The 16,665-nt window shown below is 38.7% G+C and carries 14 protein-coding genes and 9 tRNA genes; 9 read left to right on the plus strand and 14 right to left on the minus strand.

Going from position 1 to position 16,665, the window contains the following annotated elements:
* Window positions 1–159: 159 nt before the first annotated feature.
* The 6 genes from ACRRSQ_RS18325 to ACRRSQ_RS18350 all read left to right on the plus strand — a co-directional run bounded on the left by ACRRSQ_RS18325 (window position 160) and on the right by ACRRSQ_RS18350 (window position 6,764).
* Entirely contained in the window at window positions 160–1,416 is a 1,257-nt protein-coding gene (locus tag ACRRSQ_RS18325; RefSeq protein ID WP_440877237.1) for a tyrosine-type recombinase/integrase, read from the plus strand.
* 305 nt (window positions 1,417–1,721) lie between these two features.
* Entirely contained in the window at window positions 1,722–2,138 is a 417-nt protein-coding gene (locus ACRRSQ_RS18330; protein ID WP_440877238.1) for a tetratricopeptide repeat protein, read from the plus strand.
* Between the two features lie 51 nt (window positions 2,139–2,189).
* Window positions 2,190–3,179, plus strand: coding sequence for a hypothetical protein (locus tag ACRRSQ_RS18335; RefSeq protein WP_440877239.1), 990 nt, complete (start codon window positions 2,190–2,192; stop codon window positions 3,177–3,179).
* Window positions 3,180–3,612: 433 nt separating this feature from the next.
* On the plus strand, window positions 3,613–4,590 hold the full coding sequence (locus tag ACRRSQ_RS18340) for a DUF1852 domain-containing protein (RefSeq protein WP_440877240.1): 978 nt from the start codon (window positions 3,613–3,615) through the stop codon (window positions 4,588–4,590).
* Between the two features lie 27 nt (window positions 4,591–4,617).
* On the plus strand, window positions 4,618–5,694 hold the full coding sequence (locus ACRRSQ_RS18345) for a methionine synthase (protein WP_440877241.1): 1,077 nt from the start codon (window positions 4,618–4,620) through the stop codon (window positions 5,692–5,694).
* Between the two features lie 185 nt (window positions 5,695–5,879).
* Window positions 5,880–6,764 (plus strand): LysR family transcriptional regulator, encoded by an 885-nt coding sequence (locus ACRRSQ_RS18350; protein WP_440877242.1) that lies wholly within the window; start codon window positions 5,880–5,882, stop codon window positions 6,762–6,764.
* Between the two features lie 62 nt (window positions 6,765–6,826).
* Here ACRRSQ_RS18350 and ACRRSQ_RS18355 read toward each other — a convergent pair whose 3' ends face one another.
* From ACRRSQ_RS18355 to yejK, 4 genes are all read right to left on the minus strand, one after another.
* A complete protein-coding gene (locus ACRRSQ_RS18355) occupies window positions 6,827–7,642 on the minus strand; it encodes a M23 family metallopeptidase (RefSeq protein WP_440877243.1) in 816 nt (271 codons plus the stop codon).
* Window positions 7,643–7,646: 4 nt separating this feature from the next.
* Window positions 7,647–8,573, minus strand: coding sequence for a 6-carboxytetrahydropterin synthase (locus ACRRSQ_RS18360; RefSeq protein ID WP_440877244.1), 927 nt, complete (start codon window positions 8,571–8,573; stop codon window positions 7,647–7,649).
* A gap of 8 nt (window positions 8,574–8,581) precedes the next feature.
* Window positions 8,582–9,613, minus strand: coding sequence for a dihydroorotase (gene pyrC / locus ACRRSQ_RS18365; RefSeq protein ID WP_440877245.1), 1,032 nt, complete (start codon window positions 9,611–9,613; stop codon window positions 8,582–8,584).
* Window positions 9,614–9,716: 103 nt separating this feature from the next.
* Window positions 9,717–10,784 (minus strand): nucleoid-associated protein YejK, encoded by a 1,068-nt coding sequence (gene yejK, locus ACRRSQ_RS18370; RefSeq protein ID WP_440877246.1) that lies wholly within the window; start codon window positions 10,782–10,784, stop codon window positions 9,717–9,719.
* A 75-nt stretch (window positions 10,785–10,859) separates the two neighbouring features.
* Between yejK and ACRRSQ_RS18375 the strand changes: the two genes are divergently transcribed.
* The 3 genes from ACRRSQ_RS18375 (at window position 10,860) to ACRRSQ_RS18385 (ending at window position 12,956) form a co-directional block, all read left to right on the plus strand.
* A complete protein-coding gene (locus tag ACRRSQ_RS18375; protein ID WP_440877247.1) occupies window positions 10,860–11,084 on the plus strand; it encodes a DUF1414 domain-containing protein in 225 nt (74 codons plus the stop codon).
* A 16-nt stretch (window positions 11,085–11,100) separates the two neighbouring features.
* Window positions 11,101–12,792 carry a DUF3413 domain-containing protein gene (locus ACRRSQ_RS18380; RefSeq protein ID WP_440877248.1) on the plus strand — a complete coding sequence of 564 codons (1,692 nt, stop codon included), beginning with the start codon at window positions 11,101–11,103 and terminating at the stop codon, window positions 12,790–12,792.
* Window positions 12,793–12,879: 87 nt separating this feature from the next.
* Window positions 12,880–12,956: transfer RNA gene (locus ACRRSQ_RS18385), tRNA-Pro, on the plus strand.
* A gap of 243 nt (window positions 12,957–13,199) precedes the next feature.
* Here the strand turns inward: ACRRSQ_RS18385 and ACRRSQ_RS18390 are convergent.
* From ACRRSQ_RS18390 to pgsA, 10 genes are all read right to left on the minus strand, one after another.
* Entirely contained in the window at window positions 13,200–14,543 is a 1,344-nt protein-coding gene (locus ACRRSQ_RS18390; RefSeq protein ID WP_440877249.1) for an RICIN domain-containing protein, read from the minus strand.
* A gap of 319 nt (window positions 14,544–14,862) precedes the next feature.
* A tRNA-Leu gene (locus ACRRSQ_RS18395) sits at window positions 14,863–14,949 on the minus strand.
* Between the two features lie 77 nt (window positions 14,950–15,026).
* Window positions 15,027–15,102, minus strand: a tRNA-Gly gene (locus ACRRSQ_RS18400).
* Window positions 15,103–15,136: 34 nt separating this feature from the next.
* Window positions 15,137–15,223: transfer RNA gene (locus ACRRSQ_RS18405), tRNA-Leu, on the minus strand.
* Between the two features lie 75 nt (window positions 15,224–15,298).
* A tRNA-Gly gene (locus ACRRSQ_RS18410) sits at window positions 15,299–15,374 on the minus strand.
* A 50-nt stretch (window positions 15,375–15,424) separates the two neighbouring features.
* Window positions 15,425–15,500 (minus strand) — tRNA-Gly (locus ACRRSQ_RS18415).
* A gap of 88 nt (window positions 15,501–15,588) precedes the next feature.
* Window positions 15,589–15,675: transfer RNA gene (locus ACRRSQ_RS18420), tRNA-Leu, on the minus strand.
* A 4-nt stretch (window positions 15,676–15,679) separates the two neighbouring features.
* Window positions 15,680–15,753: transfer RNA gene (locus ACRRSQ_RS18425), tRNA-Cys, on the minus strand.
* A 78-nt stretch (window positions 15,754–15,831) separates the two neighbouring features.
* A tRNA-Gly gene (locus ACRRSQ_RS18430) sits at window positions 15,832–15,907 on the minus strand.
* Between the two features lie 143 nt (window positions 15,908–16,050).
* Window positions 16,051–16,635: a CDP-diacylglycerol--glycerol-3-phosphate 3-phosphatidyltransferase gene (gene pgsA / locus ACRRSQ_RS18435; protein ID WP_440877250.1), complete on the minus strand. Its 585-nt coding sequence runs from the start codon at window positions 16,633–16,635 to the stop codon at window positions 16,051–16,053.
* Window positions 16,636–16,665: the final 30 nt, after the last annotated feature.

The raw sequence follows: 16,665 nt of genomic DNA on the forward strand, positions 1-16,665 counted from the left end.
GCTCGTAGGTATAATCAAAAAACACAGGGTAAGCACCCTGACTAATTCATACCTTTGCTATGTCCGATACTCTTTAGTATTGGACATAGTGTATATGATGATTTAAACTAGCTTCTACGTGTAATTACTCCTTAGAATTAAAATTAGGTATTTAAATCAATGGCATCAACCAAGACCTTATTAAATAAGCCTGTACCGCTGTTTCCACCTTATTTAGATTTATGCGACTTCGAACTTGAAGATTATCCTGAGCTAGAAAAAATCTTTGCTGACAATGAGTCTTGGTGGCTTGAGCAATTTAATTGGGGAAAAGCATTCTTAACTTATATCGGCAGAAATAAATCAGCACATACTTATGACAGATTTAGAAATGACGTTGAACGGTTTTTACTTTGGTCGTTTATCGAAAAACAAAAACCGATTGATCAACTACGTAAATCTGACTTACTCGAATTTGCCGATTTTTGTTGGCAACCACCGGTTACTTGGATCGGCACATCAAACCAAGAACGTTTTAAAATTGCCAATGGCTATTCAACGGCAAATGAATTTTGGTTCCCATTTAAAATTCAAGCGCCTAAAAGTTTAAAAGCTCAGTTTGTGATTGATAAGAAAAAGTATCGTCCATCACAGCAAACACTTTCTTCCATGTTTACCGCAATAATCGTCTTTTATAATTACTGTATGGCTGAAGATTTTTGCATTGGCAACCCAGCGCAAATTGCTAAAAAAGATTGTCGTCACTTCATTATTGACTCACAAGTAAAAGAAATTAAGCGTTTAACCGCTAGCCAATGGCAATATGTATTAGACACTGCGGTTGAAATGGCTGATGAAGATCCTCAATTTGAGCGTAACTTATTTGTAATTGCTGCACTAAAAACCTTATTTTTAAGGATTTCTGAATTGTCTGAACGGCCAACTTGGTCACCAACCATGGGACATTTTTGGCAAGATGACGACGAAAACTGGTGGTTAAAGATATTTGGTAAAAGCCGTAAGCTGCGTGATATTACCGTTCCGCTCGATTTCTTACCGTTTTTAGAACGTTATCGCGCCTCACGAGAATTATTAGGTTTACCAGCAAGTAATGAAAATTCGGTACTGGTTGAGAAAATACGCGGTCAAGGTGGCATGACATCACGGCATTTACGCCGTATTGTGCAAGCGGTATTTGATAAAGCTTACGAAAATATGCTTCGTCATGAAGGAAAAAACAAGGCATTAAAGCTTAAAGAAGCGTCTGCTCACTGGTTAAGACATACCGGCGCAAGTATGGAAATTGAACGTGGCCGGCCACTTAAAGATATTTCAGAAGATCTGGGTCATGCCAGCATGGCTACAACTGATACGGTATATGTTCAAAGTGAGAACAAAAAACGTGCTGAAAGCGGTAAACGAAGAAAAGTTGATTAGCCTTAGCTTATCGGTTTAGGAAAATGGCAGTTAAGCGCCCTGCTTTTCTGCGTTTTCCGTAAATAACACTCTACTTAATCGCAACAACTAAAAAACAAATTCCATAAAATTACCAGTAAAATCAAAAGCTTTGTTAATTGTTTTAATTGATTTTCATGCAAGCTTTCAGTAATAACTCGCTCAGTAAGGTCCTACAAACCTTGATGATAAAATAGCTATCTTAAAACGATATGAATAGCGAAACTTACTGTTTACTGAAGGTAAAAGCACTATAATCATGACTTAAATTATCTTAAGGTCTACCTATGAATACCAAATTATACAAACGCGTGCTTTCTCTGACCGACAGCCTACTTGCAGCCGCTCAACAAGAGAATCAACAACGCTTCGACGGTTTTTATGCCGAGTTAAAGCAACTGTGTGAAGAACATGAAAACTCAGATAAAGACCACCCGGTACAATGGGAAACATTGGCTGATTTTACCGAAGACCTAAACACTGCCATTACCATTTACCAGCAAGCACTTAAAAAAGCACAAGCGATAAACGATAAAGACTTTCTCTCATCCATTGCTTATTCAATTGCCTCGTTAAAAGTTGAACTAGGTGATAATGCGGGGGCTATCGAATATTTGGAACAAGCCAAAATCAGTGCTAATAAAATTGTAGATAAAGAATTAAAAGCTGAAATTCATGCTTTGCTTGAACAACTTAATCATTGATAGTAATTAGGTTTTAAAATTTCAGCCCAAGTTAAACGGAAAACATCGATAATGCGCGCAGCAGATAGTCAACAAACCAGTTCGTTAAATGCACAGCAAAGCCTATCATCGGCTAACCCAGTACGACCTGACGGCACCAATATAAATGAACAACGCCGCCCGAAGCTTTATCAAGTGTTATCAGACAATCCCCTAGCTAAACAAAAGATTGCACGATCTGAGAACTTGAATAAAACTGAGGTGCCAGAAACAGCTAATGTGGCAATATTTGCAACATATAAGTCAAATGAAGCGGCCATAGAAGATGTTTGTCATTACATTGAAAATAATCTCAGTGATATTATTCAATTGCCGGAATTATTTTTTGTTGCCGATAAAAGCCTGACTCAAAATGCTGAGCAACGCGCGCTAATAGCCAATTTAAGCAAGCAGTTAATTAGTAAAGTCAGCGCAGTATTAAGACCTTTTCAATACGTTTGCACCAGTTTAATTCTTGATGATAAACATCAGGCTGTGCTTATTGGTCAACAAGGTGTATTAGCCAAACAAACACAATTACATTTTTGCCACCGATACCAATGGACATCACTCGGTGATGATTTAAACATTATTGAATTACCGTTAGAGCAAGGTAATATCAAGGTTGCAATGTTAACGGCTGACGATGCCAACATCACTGAAATTGTTGAAATCGCTGCGCAAAACAATGTTCATGCATTACTGGTTCCCTTTGATATTCAAGAAGCTTATGAAGTTGAGCAGGCGTTAATATCGCGTGCTGTTGAAAATAGCATTTGCATTGTCGCTGCAACTCGAGAGAAAAGTTTTCCGCAAAGTCAGCTAGAGAACAGCAACAACAATAGTACAGCGGGTAAAACAAAAACAGGCGGTAATCAAAAGCAGTTAAAAGCAAAAAAGTTTGCCGGTTTAATTATCAATTTAAGCAAAACTAGCCAACAAAACACTGCGCCGCCTTTGGTTAAACATCAACATGGCAAAATCACTAAAGCCCTTATTTTCCCGATAGCTGCCGTTAAGTAAAGATAGCTGACATAAAACTAACGGCTTAATTTTGTCAACAACTCATTAAGCCGTTGACCATTTGCAATAGCCTTGGTTAAAACCTGTCTATATTCATCACCTTAGCACTCAGCACTCAGCACTCAGCACTCAGAATTATGAGCCAAGAATAAACACAGCATTATAATAATTCCTGTCTTCAGCTCTAATTTCTAATCACTAAATTTCTTAAGCTAAGTTAAAACGGTTTAGTCAAATCTAGCTGAAAAGATCAATCCGAAACCAACCCATGAGCAATACTCATCATTTGATGAAATATAATCAATTTTTTTCATTATAAATTGCGCGTATAAATTACACCGTGCTTTTTACTTGAGTGAACACCGCTTTAACAAGGCAATAAAGCGCGATAAACAATCAGCTTTTAATGGAAAAAATAGGATAGTAGATCAACATGAATAACGACTTTAGCTTTACGATTAACAACATTGGTTTCGATGAAAATTATCAACCATCAAACAGTACTCGTGTTACCACAAATTTTGCTAATTTGGCGCGCGGTGAAAGCCGGAAAAAAAATCTACGTAATGCCCTAACCATGATTAACAATAGTTTTAATGCCTTAGCGCATTGGGATAACCCTAAAGGCGATCGTTATTATGTTGAGCTAGACATTATTTCTGTTGATATCGACGTGCAAGGCAGTGGTCAAGCCTTCCCATCGATTGAAATATTAAAAACCAATATTGTTGATCAACTCACCAATACGCGGATTGAAGGTATTGTTGGCAATAATTTTTCATCTTATGTGCGAGATTACGACTTTAGTGTTTTATTGTTAAATCATAATAAAGATAAAGCGCACTTTAGTATTCCAGAAGATTTTGGTGACTTGCACGGCAAGTTATTTCAATCGTTCGTAAATTCAGACACCTACAAACAAAACTTTAAAAAGCCACCGGTGATTTGTTTAAGTGTTTCTGACAATAAAACCTACTTTAGAACTGAAAATCAGCACCCTGTTTTAGGTTTTGAATATCAGCCGAATGAATCGTCATTAACTGAGCAATATTTTAAAAAGATGGGCTTACAAGTACGCTACTTCATGCCTTCACATAGCGTGGCGCCGTTAGCTTTTTACTTTTTTGGTGACTTACTCAATGACTACAGCAATGTTGAGCTAATTAGCACCATCAGCACGATGGAGACCTTTCAGAAGATCTATCGACCTGAAATTTATAATGCCAACGCCGTAGCAGGTAAATGCTACCAGCCAAACTTAAAAAATGTTGACCACTCGTTAACACAAATCGTTTATGACCGAGAAGAGCGAAGCAAACTGGCGGTTGACCAAGGAAAATTTGCAGAAGAGCATTTTATCAAACCTTATCAGCATGTGCTTAAGCAGTGGTCTGCAGCTTACGCACTTTAATTTATTTGTAGGTATAGAGCATAAACAATGACAACATTTAATCAAAACCCACTGATAGAGAAAAAATTACTGCCTACTTCAACAGCAGGCAGTTTACCTAAGCCGTCGTGGCTTGCCGAACCTGAAGCGTTATGGTCACCTTGGAAGCTTGAAGATCAAGAACTGGTTGACGGTAAGCAAGACGCGTTATCTATCGCTTTACATCAACAACAGCAAGCAGGTATTGATATTGTCAGTGATGGCGAACAAACAAGGCAGCATTTTGTCACCACTTTTATTGAGCACTTAAGCGGCGTTGACTTTCAAAACAAAAAAACAGTGAAAATTCGCGATCGTTATCAAGCAAGCGTACCAACGGTGGTAGGTGAAGTATCTCGCCCAAACCCAGTGTTTGTAGAGGATGCAAAATTTTTACGCAGTCAAACCAAGCAGCCGATAAAATGGGCACTTCCCGGCCCAATGACCATGGTAGATACCTTGTTTGATGATCATTATAAAAACCGGGAACAACTTGCTTGGCAATTTGCCAAAATACTCAATCAAGAAGCGAAAGAATTAGCCGCTGCAGGTGTTGATATTATTCAGTTTGACGAGCCGGCTTTTAATGTGTTTTTTGATGAGGTTAATGACTGGGGAATTGCCTGTTTAGAACGCGCCATTGAAGGACTTGCATGTGAAACTGCGGTACACATTTGTTATGGTTATGGCATTAAAGCCAATACCGACTGGAAAAAAACCTTAGGCAGTGAATGGCGACAATACCAAAAAATTTTTCCAAAATTGAAAAAATCAAGCATTGATATTATTTCGCTTGAATGTCACAACTCGCATGTGCCCATTGAATTACTTGAACTTGTTCGCGGTAAAAAAATTATGGTAGGCGCGATTGATGTTGCAAGCAATGCCATTGAAACGCCAGAGGAAGTAGCTAATACCTTACGAAGTGCCCTTAAGTATGTTGATGCTGACAAGCTCTTCCCTTGCACAAATTGCGGCATGGCGCCGTTATCGCGCGAGGTTGCTACAGGCAAGCTTAAAGCTTTAAGTGCTGGAGCTAACATTGTTAGAAATGAACTGTTATTACAAACATCAACTCTATTGTAAGTTTTGATCTAGTAGCACATTTAAACCCTATGATATTCAATACAAATGTCGCCTATTTAAACAGAATAAATATAAGAGAAAGCCGCTTTATGATGAATAAAAGTGGTAGAATTTAGAGTATCAATGAAAAATATTCATCATTATAAATTTATATTCAATTTAAAACTGAACTACTGGAGGGAACCATGCTGGAGAGGATCCACTTAGAAATACTGACCGCAATAAAAACCTATGGAACCTTAACCAAAGCGGCTGATTCTTTGCATTTATCTCAATCGGCGCTTAGTCACAGCATTAAAAAGCTCGAAGGCCAGTTAGGCACCAATATATGGAAAAAAGATGGTCGAAACCTTCGACTAACGCCAGCTGGCGAGCGCATTCAAGCCTTTGCTAATCGAGTATTACCACAATTTGCGCATACTGAACTTTTATTAAATCAAATTGCCAAAGGCGAAATGGGCGCGTTGCGCATTGGTATGGAATGCCACCCATGTTATCAATGGTTACTTAGAGTCATTCAACCTTATTTACAGCAATGGCCAAACATTGACATGGATGTAAAACAAGAATTTCAGTTTGGCGCGTTAGGTGCATTACTTAGCTACGAAATCGATGTACTGATCACCCCAGATCCGCTTTTTAAACCCAAAATTGAGTACATTCCGGTTTTTAACTACGAGCACCGATTAGTTGTAGCTACATCGCACACATTAGCACAGCAAGACTTTGTAAGCCCTGAGCAATTGAGCGACGAAGTGCTTTTTAGTTACCCTGTTGAGCCATTAAGGCTTGATATTTTTAGTCAATTTCTTAATCCAGCAAAGTGCTCGGTGAAAAAGCACAAACTGATTGAAACCACCGAAATCATGTTACAAATGGTGGCTGCAGGTCGCGGTGTTTGTGCACTTCCGGGTTGGTTAGTTGACGAATACGCAAAATCAATGCCTATTAAAAGCCTTCGTTTGGGCAAGCAAGGGATCGGTAAACAAATCTATGTTGGTATACGCAAAGATGAACAGCATATTGATTATTTAAACGATTTTATCGCGCAGGCGAAACAAACAAAATAAAAATGGCTTGGCTGTATGCAAATGCTAGCTAAGCGCCCTATTTGCATACAGCCCCTAGACAGTTACTGAGATATTTTTAGCACTAACGCTGGGTCGATTTTCACATCAAACCAATTAATGCGCCAATCTAAATGCGGACCGGTAGCGCGGCCACTTGCGCCAACTCCAGCAACGACATCACCTTGTTTCACCGTATCACCTGCTTTTACATACGATTTGCTTAAATGTAAAAAGGTAGAGCTAACACCATGACCATGATCGATGATCATAGTACCACCAGAATAAAACATGTCGGGCACCCATAAAAGCACTTTACCATCGGCAGGTGCTTTAACTGGATCGCCGGTTTTACCGGCATAATCTAAGCCGTAATGTGGGTATTTTGGCACGCCATTATAAATTCGGCGACTACCGTAAACACCGGTAATTGTGCCTTCAATTGGGGCAATAAACCCGTTAGCAAATGCGGTGGTATCACTAAAAATAGTGCGCGCAGCTTTAACTTGCTTACTATCTTTAGCTGCACGTTCAACCGCTTTTGGATTGGGTTTCATGATGCTTTTTTTGATGCCTTCAATACGCTGTTCATTGTACTTGCGCTTTTTCGGCGTTAAGGTTTTTATCTCTTTTTCACCGTTAGGCTGCACTACACTTAAGGTATAGGTATTAGCATCGTCGCGACCAAAACCAAAAACAAAATTGCCTTGTTTAGTGACTGGCAGTACTTTGTCGTTGAGTTTTACCACGCTGTCAGCTTGTGTTTTACCTATCATTAAACCGCCTTGCGTTAATTCGCCCGACAGTTGAATTTGGGCAAACGCATTGGTACAAAATACACTAGCTAAGGTTAAAGTCGTTAATAGCGTTTTGTTTTTCATAAAATTACTCTTGGCTAACAATGGCGCCTTTAGCGACACCTTCATAGGCAATGACTTTTAATTTTACTGACCGATCATCTTTACCTGTAGTACTTTTACCTGACTCACCTTTATTTAATTCACTCTGGCTAAGCTGGCGTAAAATAAAGTCAGCTAAAAGTTCAACGGTTGAATCACAATCAACAACATCAAGTTTCTTTTCAGGTACGGCAATATCAAAACGACCTTGCGGCGCGAAGTAAGAAAAGAAATGGTGATCGGGTTTCAATTTCGCTTTTGCGTTTGCTGAAAGTTCAATTTCGGCTTTATCAATGCGATCAGCTTCTGAGGCAATGTAAATGTCTTGCCAGCGCTGACACCATAATTCTTCCAACGTTTGACTACGAACATCGTTTTTAAAGATTTGAATTTTTGAGCGATGACCATGAGCAATACGCTGACAATTTCCATCATGTAATTTTAAACCATGAGTGTAATGGTAATAATCACTGTTAATCACTTCTGGGCGCAGCGTTAAGGTTAAGCCTTTAACATTATCAGGTAATTGCTCAAGAATAATATCAGTCAAATGCGCTTTTACCGCGTCAATATTAACCGTTAGGCTATTAATTTTCGCAAAAGCTTGTTTAGGCGACTGCAAATAAAAACCGCCTTGGTCTGAGTCAAAATCAACAAATTCATGATCGTCACGCGCTGAATCATAAACGCTTAAGCACGGCTCTTGCATCGGCAGCAACAGTTTATGATCAACCGCATCGTCAATAATGGCTTTGATTTGTTTTTTGACAATGCCAAAATCCAGCACCATGCTCTGCTCATTAAGCGCACCGTCAAGTAATACGTCAACTATCCAGCTTTCGCCAACAACACCGCGGCTTTTACACAGGTAAGAAAAGTCGATTACGGTCAGATCATTTACAAATAATTGCATGCTATTGATTACTCTACTACTTGCCAAACAATGTCTTCACCAGCGCAAATTGGTACCACTTGTGATGAACCAAAGTCTAAACTTTCAGGCATTTTCCAGCTGTTTTTACTTAAGGTAATGGTATCAGTATTTACTGGCAAGTTATAAAACGCTGGGCCGTGTAAGCTAGCAAAACCTTCAAGTTTATCTAAAGCGTTTTCTTGCTCAAATACTTCAGCATAAAGTTCTATCGCGGCATTGGCTGAATATACACCGGCGCAACCACAAGCATTTTCTTTTGCATGCTGAGCGTGCGGCGCAGAATCAGTGCCTAAGAAAAACTTTTTATTGCCGCTTGTGGCTGCGCCAATAAGTGCATGCTGGTGAATGTTGCGCTTTAAAATAGGTAAACAGAAATAATGCGGACGAATACCGCCAACTAACATGTGGTTACGGTTATACATTAAATGGTGAACAGTAATAGTTGCGGCAACGTTATCACCAGCCTGCTCTACAAATTCTACCGCTTGCTTGGTCGTGATGTGCTCTAATACAATTTTAAGATCTGGGTATTTGGCAACGAGTGGCGTTAAAATCGTTTCAATAAATAAAGCTTCACGGTCAAAAATATCAATTTCTGCTGTGGTAACTTCGCCATGAATAAGCAATGGCATTTCTACCTTTTGCATTGCGGCTAATACGTCAGCAATATTATCAACATTAGTAACACCAGAAGAAGAGTTGGTTGTTGCACCAGCCGGGTATAATTTTGCCGCGTAAACTAAGCCGCTTTCTTTAGCTTCAATAATATCTTGCGCCGTGGTTTGGTCGGTTAAATATAACACCATTAACGGTTTAAAATGTGCTGGCGGATTAGTCGCCATAATGCGCTCGTGGTATTCGGTGGCTAATTTTGCATTAGTTACTGGCGGCACTAAATTAGGCATAACAATAACACGAGAGAAATAACGGCTGATATCAGCTACGGTATTAGGTAAAACTTCGCCATCGCGAAGGTGAATGTGCCAGTCGTCTGGGCGGGTAATGGTTAATGTTGTCATTTTTGTTCCTAAAACAGCATAACAAGCTAGTGCTTTGTTATTACTGGTAAATATAAGCTAAATAATGGTAACGCGTAACTAATTACGCATTAAAATAATGTTTTTACTCACTGTCTGGAGCTGCCATAGGGGCACTTTCTTGCGCGTTTTCTAATAACGCCAGTAATTGGTCTTTTAAATTAGGTGGCACTTTATAAATGGTTAAACTGTCGTTTGCTTGGTTATAAACAACATCTTCACCAAAGTGAGAGCGTTCAAAACTAATGCTAATGCCATTGCCATAACCAGAGTATTTAGTGACTTTGTTAACTACTGCTTGGTCATGCGGAAACGATTCTTCTAATGGATAAGATTGCTCTTGGCAAAATTCATAAAAGTCTTGCTCAGCGCCTTCTTGGGCAATAACTTTACCCAGCTCTTGAATAGACACATCTTGCGAGCTTTCTTTTTGCTCTTTACAGTAACTTAATAGCTCTTTACGCGCATTTTGTTTTTCGCTTGCATCAAGTTGATTAACAGCAACGTAATCTTCTACCGCTTGAACTAAGGTTTGAGTTTGCTCTTTGGCGTTAATGCCTTCTTCACAGCCAAGAAAGTCTAAGAAAAAATCTGACACTTTACGGCCTGCGCGTCCTTTAATAAAGGAGATATAACGATTACCTTGTGGGTTTTCACGGTAATCAAATAAATCAATTCGTGCAGCAAGTTGTAATTTACTGGTATCAAGATGTTGATCAGCAGAAATATTTAATTCACCGTCAACCGAGTAATGCTCAGACACCGGAATAATCGCAGCAAGCAAATAACGGCCGCCCATGTATTCATAGTGGCACACAATTAAATAACCGGTTTCTGCTAAGTCGTATTTATCTAATTCATTTTTTAACAGATTTGCCGCTTGTGTACTAAATAAATAAAAGCTTTGCACATCAGACAAATAGCTTTCCATTATATCAATAAAGCGTGCTTGTTCGCCTTCAGCGGGCATGGTTGAAAAAGTACCATATGCTTTATTGCCTTTGGCATTATATATAGCATGCAGTGCATCAACGAAGTTTTGAATTTTGCCTTCAACGTCTATTGACTCAGGGCCAACACGAAGAACCACTTCACCGGTTTCTTCTTTTTTCGACAAAAAATGTAGTGCTATATTAGAAATTATTAAACTCATAAGTTAACAGTCAGTATTATATTGTTCTGGCTTTTGATAAACTTGCGCCAATCTCAACCAATTAAGTTATTTAAGATGCCTATTGTATCGAAGTATTCCAACGAACGTGTAGAAAAAATTATCCAAGAGTTACTTGATGTACTCATTAATGAAAAAGTTACCGCTGATCTTGCGTTAATGTGCCTAGGTAATACCATTACCGATGTCATTAATAATCAAGTACCTGAACACCAACGCCAGGCCATTGTTGATAATTTTACGACAGCCTTGAAACAATCTGTAGAAAAATCTAATAATTAAGAGAAAATTTTTCACTATGGTTTCATTTTCACCAAAATCTTACAGTAAAAGACTCATGCCGCTAATAAGTTGGGGGCATTGGTTTACCTTTTTTAATATTATTGCCGCCTTGGGCATGTCTTCATTTTATCTTTTTAGTGAAACATTTCCAGAGACGCTATTAGGTCAAGTGTATTTTGTTGCTAACTGGTTTAGCCACATTTCATTTTTGATCTTTATGTGTTTTGTATTAATTCTATTTCCACTGATTTTAATACTGCCTAAAACGCGGTTTATTCGCCTAACTGCATCATTTATTTTTACCTTTATATTATTGCTCATCGTGCTTGACGGTTTTGTTTATAGCCAACTTGGCTATCATTTAAATACCTCGTCGAGCAGTCAGATAATCGACTTAATCGCAGGATTAATTAAGCAAAACAGTCGCTTGTTTTGGTCTATTAGCTTAATGCTGTGTTTAGTATTAATGTCGCTACAATTAGTGGTAAGTAACTATGCATGGAAACATTTAAGACAATTGCAACGTACAACGTTTGCTAAAAAAGTTGTTGTTGCCTTAGTTGCGACCTTTAGCTTTAGTCATATCGTGCATATTTGGGCGGATGCGAATTTAGAATACGATATTTTGCGCCAAGACAGCTTTTTACCGTTAACCTACCCAGCTACCGCTAAAACCTTGTTAACTAAGTACGGCATGTTTAATCAAGACGATTATATAAAGCGTAAAACGGCGCCGCTTTCATTTAGCGATAACATTCCTGCCTACCCTCAAATTGGCGAGCAATGTGTAAACCCTGAAAACAAGCAGTCTGTGTTTATGGTATTAACCAACAAAGCACTTTCTAATAAACAAATTAGTCAGATTTCACAGCGCTCGTTTAGCGGCGCTATTACTTTAGATAACCATGTTGATAATGCGCTCGATAATAAAGCTTGGTTTAACCTGTTTTATGCCCTGCCAACCATTTATCAAAATGATGTATTAACGCAGCAAACACCACCATTATTATTTCAGGTACTCGAGAATAATGATTTTGAGAAAAATCTAACCATCATTGGTAAAGACAATCACCTTGATAATATTCCATGGTATGAAAACCTCTTTGGCAGTGTGACTAAGTTAACCGATATATCGTCTTTGGTATTTGCTGAAAAGCTGAATAATGTTAATACCGGCTTGCACGTTATTTATTTTAACGATGATAACGATTACCAGTTTGAATTATTTATGGACGCTCTATTATTGGCGCAAAAGCAAAAATCAACAGCCGATATTATCTGGGTAAGCTCCTTAGGTAATGCCAATCAAGAAAGTAGCTTTAACAGTAAGCCTTCATTGTTATTGCTTCCTAATGCTAAGTCGCAACAAAAGAATTTGTTAACAAGCCATATGGATATTGCACCGACGTTATTAAAGCAATGGCTGCATTGTGATATTGAAAGTGAAGCGCTTGCCAATGGCACAGACTTAACAAAATTATCAACTGAGCGTGTTATCGCCAATACCATGAACGAAGGTATTATGGTTTATAGCAAAGATAAGTCGGTATTTATTGACCAAAATGGTAATTTTAAAAGCTACTCTCAGCAATTAGAAGCGCCGATCACCGTCGATAGTGACTTTCCATTGATGATTGACGGCGTGCATTTTATAAAGCAGTTTGCCAATAAAAGTAAATTGACTAATAAAGCATCGGTTGAAGAGTAATTGACTGAATTATCATTGCATTAAAAATGCAAATGGTTAATATACACAACGCAAACAGTTATCCCCTTTTTTGAACTGTTTGCATATCGGGGTGTAGCGCAGCTTGGTAGCGCGTGCGTCTGGGGGACGTGAGGTCACAAGTTCGAATCTTGTCACTCCGACCATATTTAAAAATTAAAGCTCTGTTTATACAGAGCTTTTTTTATGCGTGATATTTTACTTTTTATACATTGGTATCACGTAATATTATTAACTAACCTACAGCTAACCCTGTAGTTACTGTAAAGCTTAAAATTGAACCGTTCATCTTTAAGCTTATTTCACGTTAACATGCTCTTCGTCACACCACCGGCCATAATCGAGTTATAAAAAACGCTAGCCTTAAAGACTAGCGTTTGTTGGTGTTGCTAAAGAAACTTAAATCGTTGGTTGCTGCCGTTATAGCAATTCCATTGCACGATATTGGCGCCATTATCCGTAGACTTACCGGCAATATCTAAACATTTACCCGTAACTTTACTTTTAATTTCAAAATATCCGTCACCAGTATCGTTCAAAGTCCATTTATGATTATTATTAGAATGGTTACAAACCCACTGATTAACTAAAGCGCCATTTGCATCACTTCCATTGGCGAGCTCTGCACATAGCATGCTTTTTTCAGATTGAATTGAATATTCGCCATTGCCCAAGTGATTAAATTTAAAGCCTTGGTTAGCATTAGACGTGTTACAGCCCCATTGCTGATATGTACCACCATTTAGCATTGAACCCGCTTTTAAATCAACACACTTATTGCTGTGTTTAATTTGTAAGTTGGTAAACCCAGTAGGAACATTACCTGAACCACCTGTTGCGACAGGCTTGTATACACGAACCCAATCAACATACATTTTGTTTTTGCTGTTGTCTGCTAAATCAGCGTCGGTGGCAATGATACCGGCTTCAGATCGCCAAGAGTGATCTTCAGTATCGATGATAATAAACGCCTCTTGATCCATATTATGTTGGCTTTTATCTAAAATTTTACCGGTGTAATCTTTGTCTTTCATAATCGATTGTGCCCAAGAACCATCAGGAGTTTGCACACCATCGATATAAAACGTTATTTCTGTCGGGCTTTTCCAATAAACACCAAAGCGGTGAAAACCATCACGCCAATATGTTCCCCATGGCGGCGTGTTATGTGTTTGGTCGTTGTAATCACTTTTTATGGTATTGTCAGCGTAACGTTCAAAGACATGAAAGTTTGTTGATTGATTTTTTGCAAACCATTCATCACGTGCACCGCCATATACTTCTAAAACATCGATTTCTCGTTCATCGTTTTCACTCAACAACCAGAAGTTCGAAGAAAGCTCTAAATTGCTAACCTTAATGTTCGCTTCTAAGAAGATTGGGTACTTGACTTTAGTTTTTGACGTAATGACACCTGCGTTGACTTGATTAGTCCCAGCACGTCTAGAGGCGCTAATAATTAGGTTACCGTCACCAACCCAAGACTCACCTTGGTCCCAATAAGTTAAACCAGGTCCTGTCCAACCGTGAAAATACGTATCTTTCCATTTGCTCGTAAACTCACTTGGTTTGCCTTGATAATTAAATGAATCAGAGTAGTTACTTTGTAACTTCCATGTATTACCTGCACCCGCATTTGCTGGTACTGGGATATTATCCCAATCTTCCGCAAATGTTGTTAGTGGTGCTAATAAAGAGCTTGTTAATATTGCAGTTATTATATTTTTTTTCATTGCTTACCCTAAATTATATGCGGTTTGTCTATCTAAACCGCTCCTTTGAAGTTGCATATTGTTTTTTGGTCAATATGTGACTATAAATTAGTCGCAAACAATATCTATTGTTATTTGTATATTGTCAACAAAAAAATAAGGATACTAAATACATGATTGTAAGTTTTTAATGGAAACAAAAATTACTATTGAGGTAGCAGAAGAAAATTAAAAAGCTTTCGGTAAATCTAAACAGAATGAACAATTGAATGGACAAAGGAAATAGTGAGAGATAATACGTGAAGTTATATTTTATAATCTAAGAAAGCTAAATTTGAAATGGTACCCGGGGCCGGACTTGAACCGGCACGCTGTTACCAGCGAGGGATTTTAAATCCCTTGTGTCTACCAATTCCACCACCCGGGCTTAGGGTAAGTATTTTTTATAGTAGAGATTGGTTCCCTACTGACGCATCGCTAGTTAATAGCATTGCGAATAGAATTTGGAGCGGCTAACGAGACTCGAACTCGTGACATTCACGTTGGCAACGTGATGCTCTACCAACTGAGCTACAGCCGCAGATAGAGATGAAACTTATTGCTTTACCATAAAATGGTACCCGGGGCCGGACTTGAACCGGCACGCTGTTACCAGCGAGGGATTTTAAATCCCTTGTGTCTACCAATTCCACCACCCGGGCATAGGGCAATATTTTTTATAGTAGAGATTGGTTCCCTACTTTTGTAACACTACATTGAGTAATACAACTAGAATTTGGAGCGGCTAACGAGACTCGAACTCGTGACATTCACGTTGGCAACGTGATGCTCTACCAGCTGAGCTACAGCCGCTTCACATGCTTCGTTTTGTCACAAAACAAAGACTTTCTGGTTTTAAAGTTTGGAGCGGCTAACGAGACTCGAACTCGTGACATTCACGTTGGCAACGTGATGCTCTACCAACTGAGCTACAGCCGCTTCATTTATACTATTACTAGTAAACTTTAAATTTTTACTTCCATACATATGCCACTATGTATTAACAACCCAACCTGTAACGATGAAATGGTACCCGGGGCCGGACTTGAACCGGCACGCTGTTACCAGCGAGGGATTTTAAATCCCTTGTGTCTACCAATTCCACCACCCGGGCATAGTGGAGGCGGGTCCCGGAGTCGAACCGAGGTCCACGGATTTGCAATCCGCTGCATAGCCACTCTGCCAACCCGCCGTTTCATCAACTACGAGTTAGGTAGTATTCCTTAGAATTTATTTCTTTAATTATTTAAACAACAACCAAAAAAATGATTGGAGCGGCTAACGAGACTCGAACTCGTGACATTCACGTTGGCAACGTGATGCTCTACCAACTGAGCTACAGCCGCTTCATCTGCTGACTCCCTGTCAACTGGAAACGCATTCTACATTGAAATTATTATGAGTCAACCATTTAATTTCAATTTTATTTCGACTGCTCAAAAAGCAGCTAAAATGATGTTTTTTTAACTAGAATGTTTAGAAAAACGCCCTATTTGTTTGCTTTAAGCTCTGGCCAAGTTGCTTTGAAATAAATTAACATCGACCAAACGGTTAAAATTGTAGCAATTGCATAGAAGCTATATGCTGCAAACATTAAAATTTCATAAGGAAAATTAAAATAAATTAATGGAATGTCATAATCCGGCTGCCAAATGAGTCCCATAATCGCCAACATTTGTGCTGCTGTTTTATATTTGCCCATGGTAGACACTGCAATTTCATCTCTTTTTCCACGCGACGACATAAATTCTCGTAAGGCGCTAATAAAAATTTCACGAGAGATCATCAGAGCTGCAGGAATCGTGATATACCATGCATTGTAATCTTCAATGATCATAACTAAAGCACATACCACCATCAATTTATCAGCAACGGGGTCAATGAATGCGCCAAAGGCTGATGACTGATTAAGTTTTCGTGCTAAATAACCGTCGAGTGCGTCACTTACCGATGCCAGCCAAAAAATACAGAAGGCACCAAAATGGTTCCAAGATACAGGTAAATAGAAAACAGTAAGAAAAACGGGAATTAAAATAATTCGAAATAAGGTGATTTGATTTGGGATTGTCCACATAACGCTAAATATACTACCAAGATGCAAGCT

The sequence above is a fragment of the Thalassotalea sp. PLHSN55 genome, from assembly GCF_052030545.1.
Taxonomy (GTDB): domain Bacteria; phylum Pseudomonadota; class Gammaproteobacteria; order Enterobacterales; family Alteromonadaceae; genus CANMXU01.

What these genes read in the sequence shown, in the direction of transcription:
- ACRRSQ_RS18345 (WP_440877241.1), top strand. Translation starts at nt 4,618, where the DNA reads ATGACAACATTTAATCAAAACCCACTGATAGAGAAAAAATTACTGCCT.
- ACRRSQ_RS18325 (WP_440877237.1), top strand. Translation starts at nt 160, where the DNA reads ATGGCATCAACCAAGACCTTATTAAATAAGCCTGTACCGCTGTTTCCA.
- ACRRSQ_RS18390 (WP_440877249.1), bottom strand. Translation starts at nt 14,543, where the DNA reads ATGAAAAAAAATATAATAACTGCAATATTAACAAGCTCTTTATTAGCA.
- ACRRSQ_RS18340 (WP_440877240.1), top strand. Translation starts at nt 3,613, where the DNA reads ATGAATAACGACTTTAGCTTTACGATTAACAACATTGGTTTCGATGAA.
- yejK (WP_440877246.1), bottom strand. Translation starts at nt 10,784, where the DNA reads ATGAGTTTAATAATTTCTAATATAGCACTACATTTTTTGTCGAAAAAA.
- ACRRSQ_RS18355 (WP_440877243.1), bottom strand. Translation starts at nt 7,642, where the DNA reads ATGAAAAACAAAACGCTATTAACGACTTTAACCTTAGCTAGTGTATTT.
- ACRRSQ_RS18380 (WP_440877248.1), top strand. Translation starts at nt 11,101, where the DNA reads ATGGTTTCATTTTCACCAAAATCTTACAGTAAAAGACTCATGCCGCTA.
- ACRRSQ_RS18375 (WP_440877247.1), top strand. Translation starts at nt 10,860, where the DNA reads ATGCCTATTGTATCGAAGTATTCCAACGAACGTGTAGAAAAAATTATC.
- ACRRSQ_RS18350 (WP_440877242.1), top strand. Translation starts at nt 5,880, where the DNA reads ATGCTGGAGAGGATCCACTTAGAAATACTGACCGCAATAAAAACCTAT.
- ACRRSQ_RS18360 (WP_440877244.1), bottom strand. Translation starts at nt 8,573, where the DNA reads ATGCAATTATTTGTAAATGATCTGACCGTAATCGACTTTTCTTACCTG.
- ACRRSQ_RS18335 (WP_440877239.1), top strand. Translation starts at nt 2,190, where the DNA reads ATGCGCGCAGCAGATAGTCAACAAACCAGTTCGTTAAATGCACAGCAA.
- ACRRSQ_RS18330 (WP_440877238.1), top strand. Translation starts at nt 1,722, where the DNA reads ATGAATACCAAATTATACAAACGCGTGCTTTCTCTGACCGACAGCCTA.
- pgsA (WP_440877250.1), bottom strand. Translation starts at nt 16,635, where the DNA reads ATGTGGACAATCCCAAATCAAATCACCTTATTTCGAATTATTTTAATT.
- pyrC (WP_440877245.1), bottom strand. Translation starts at nt 9,613, where the DNA reads ATGACAACATTAACCATTACCCGCCCAGACGACTGGCACATTCACCTT.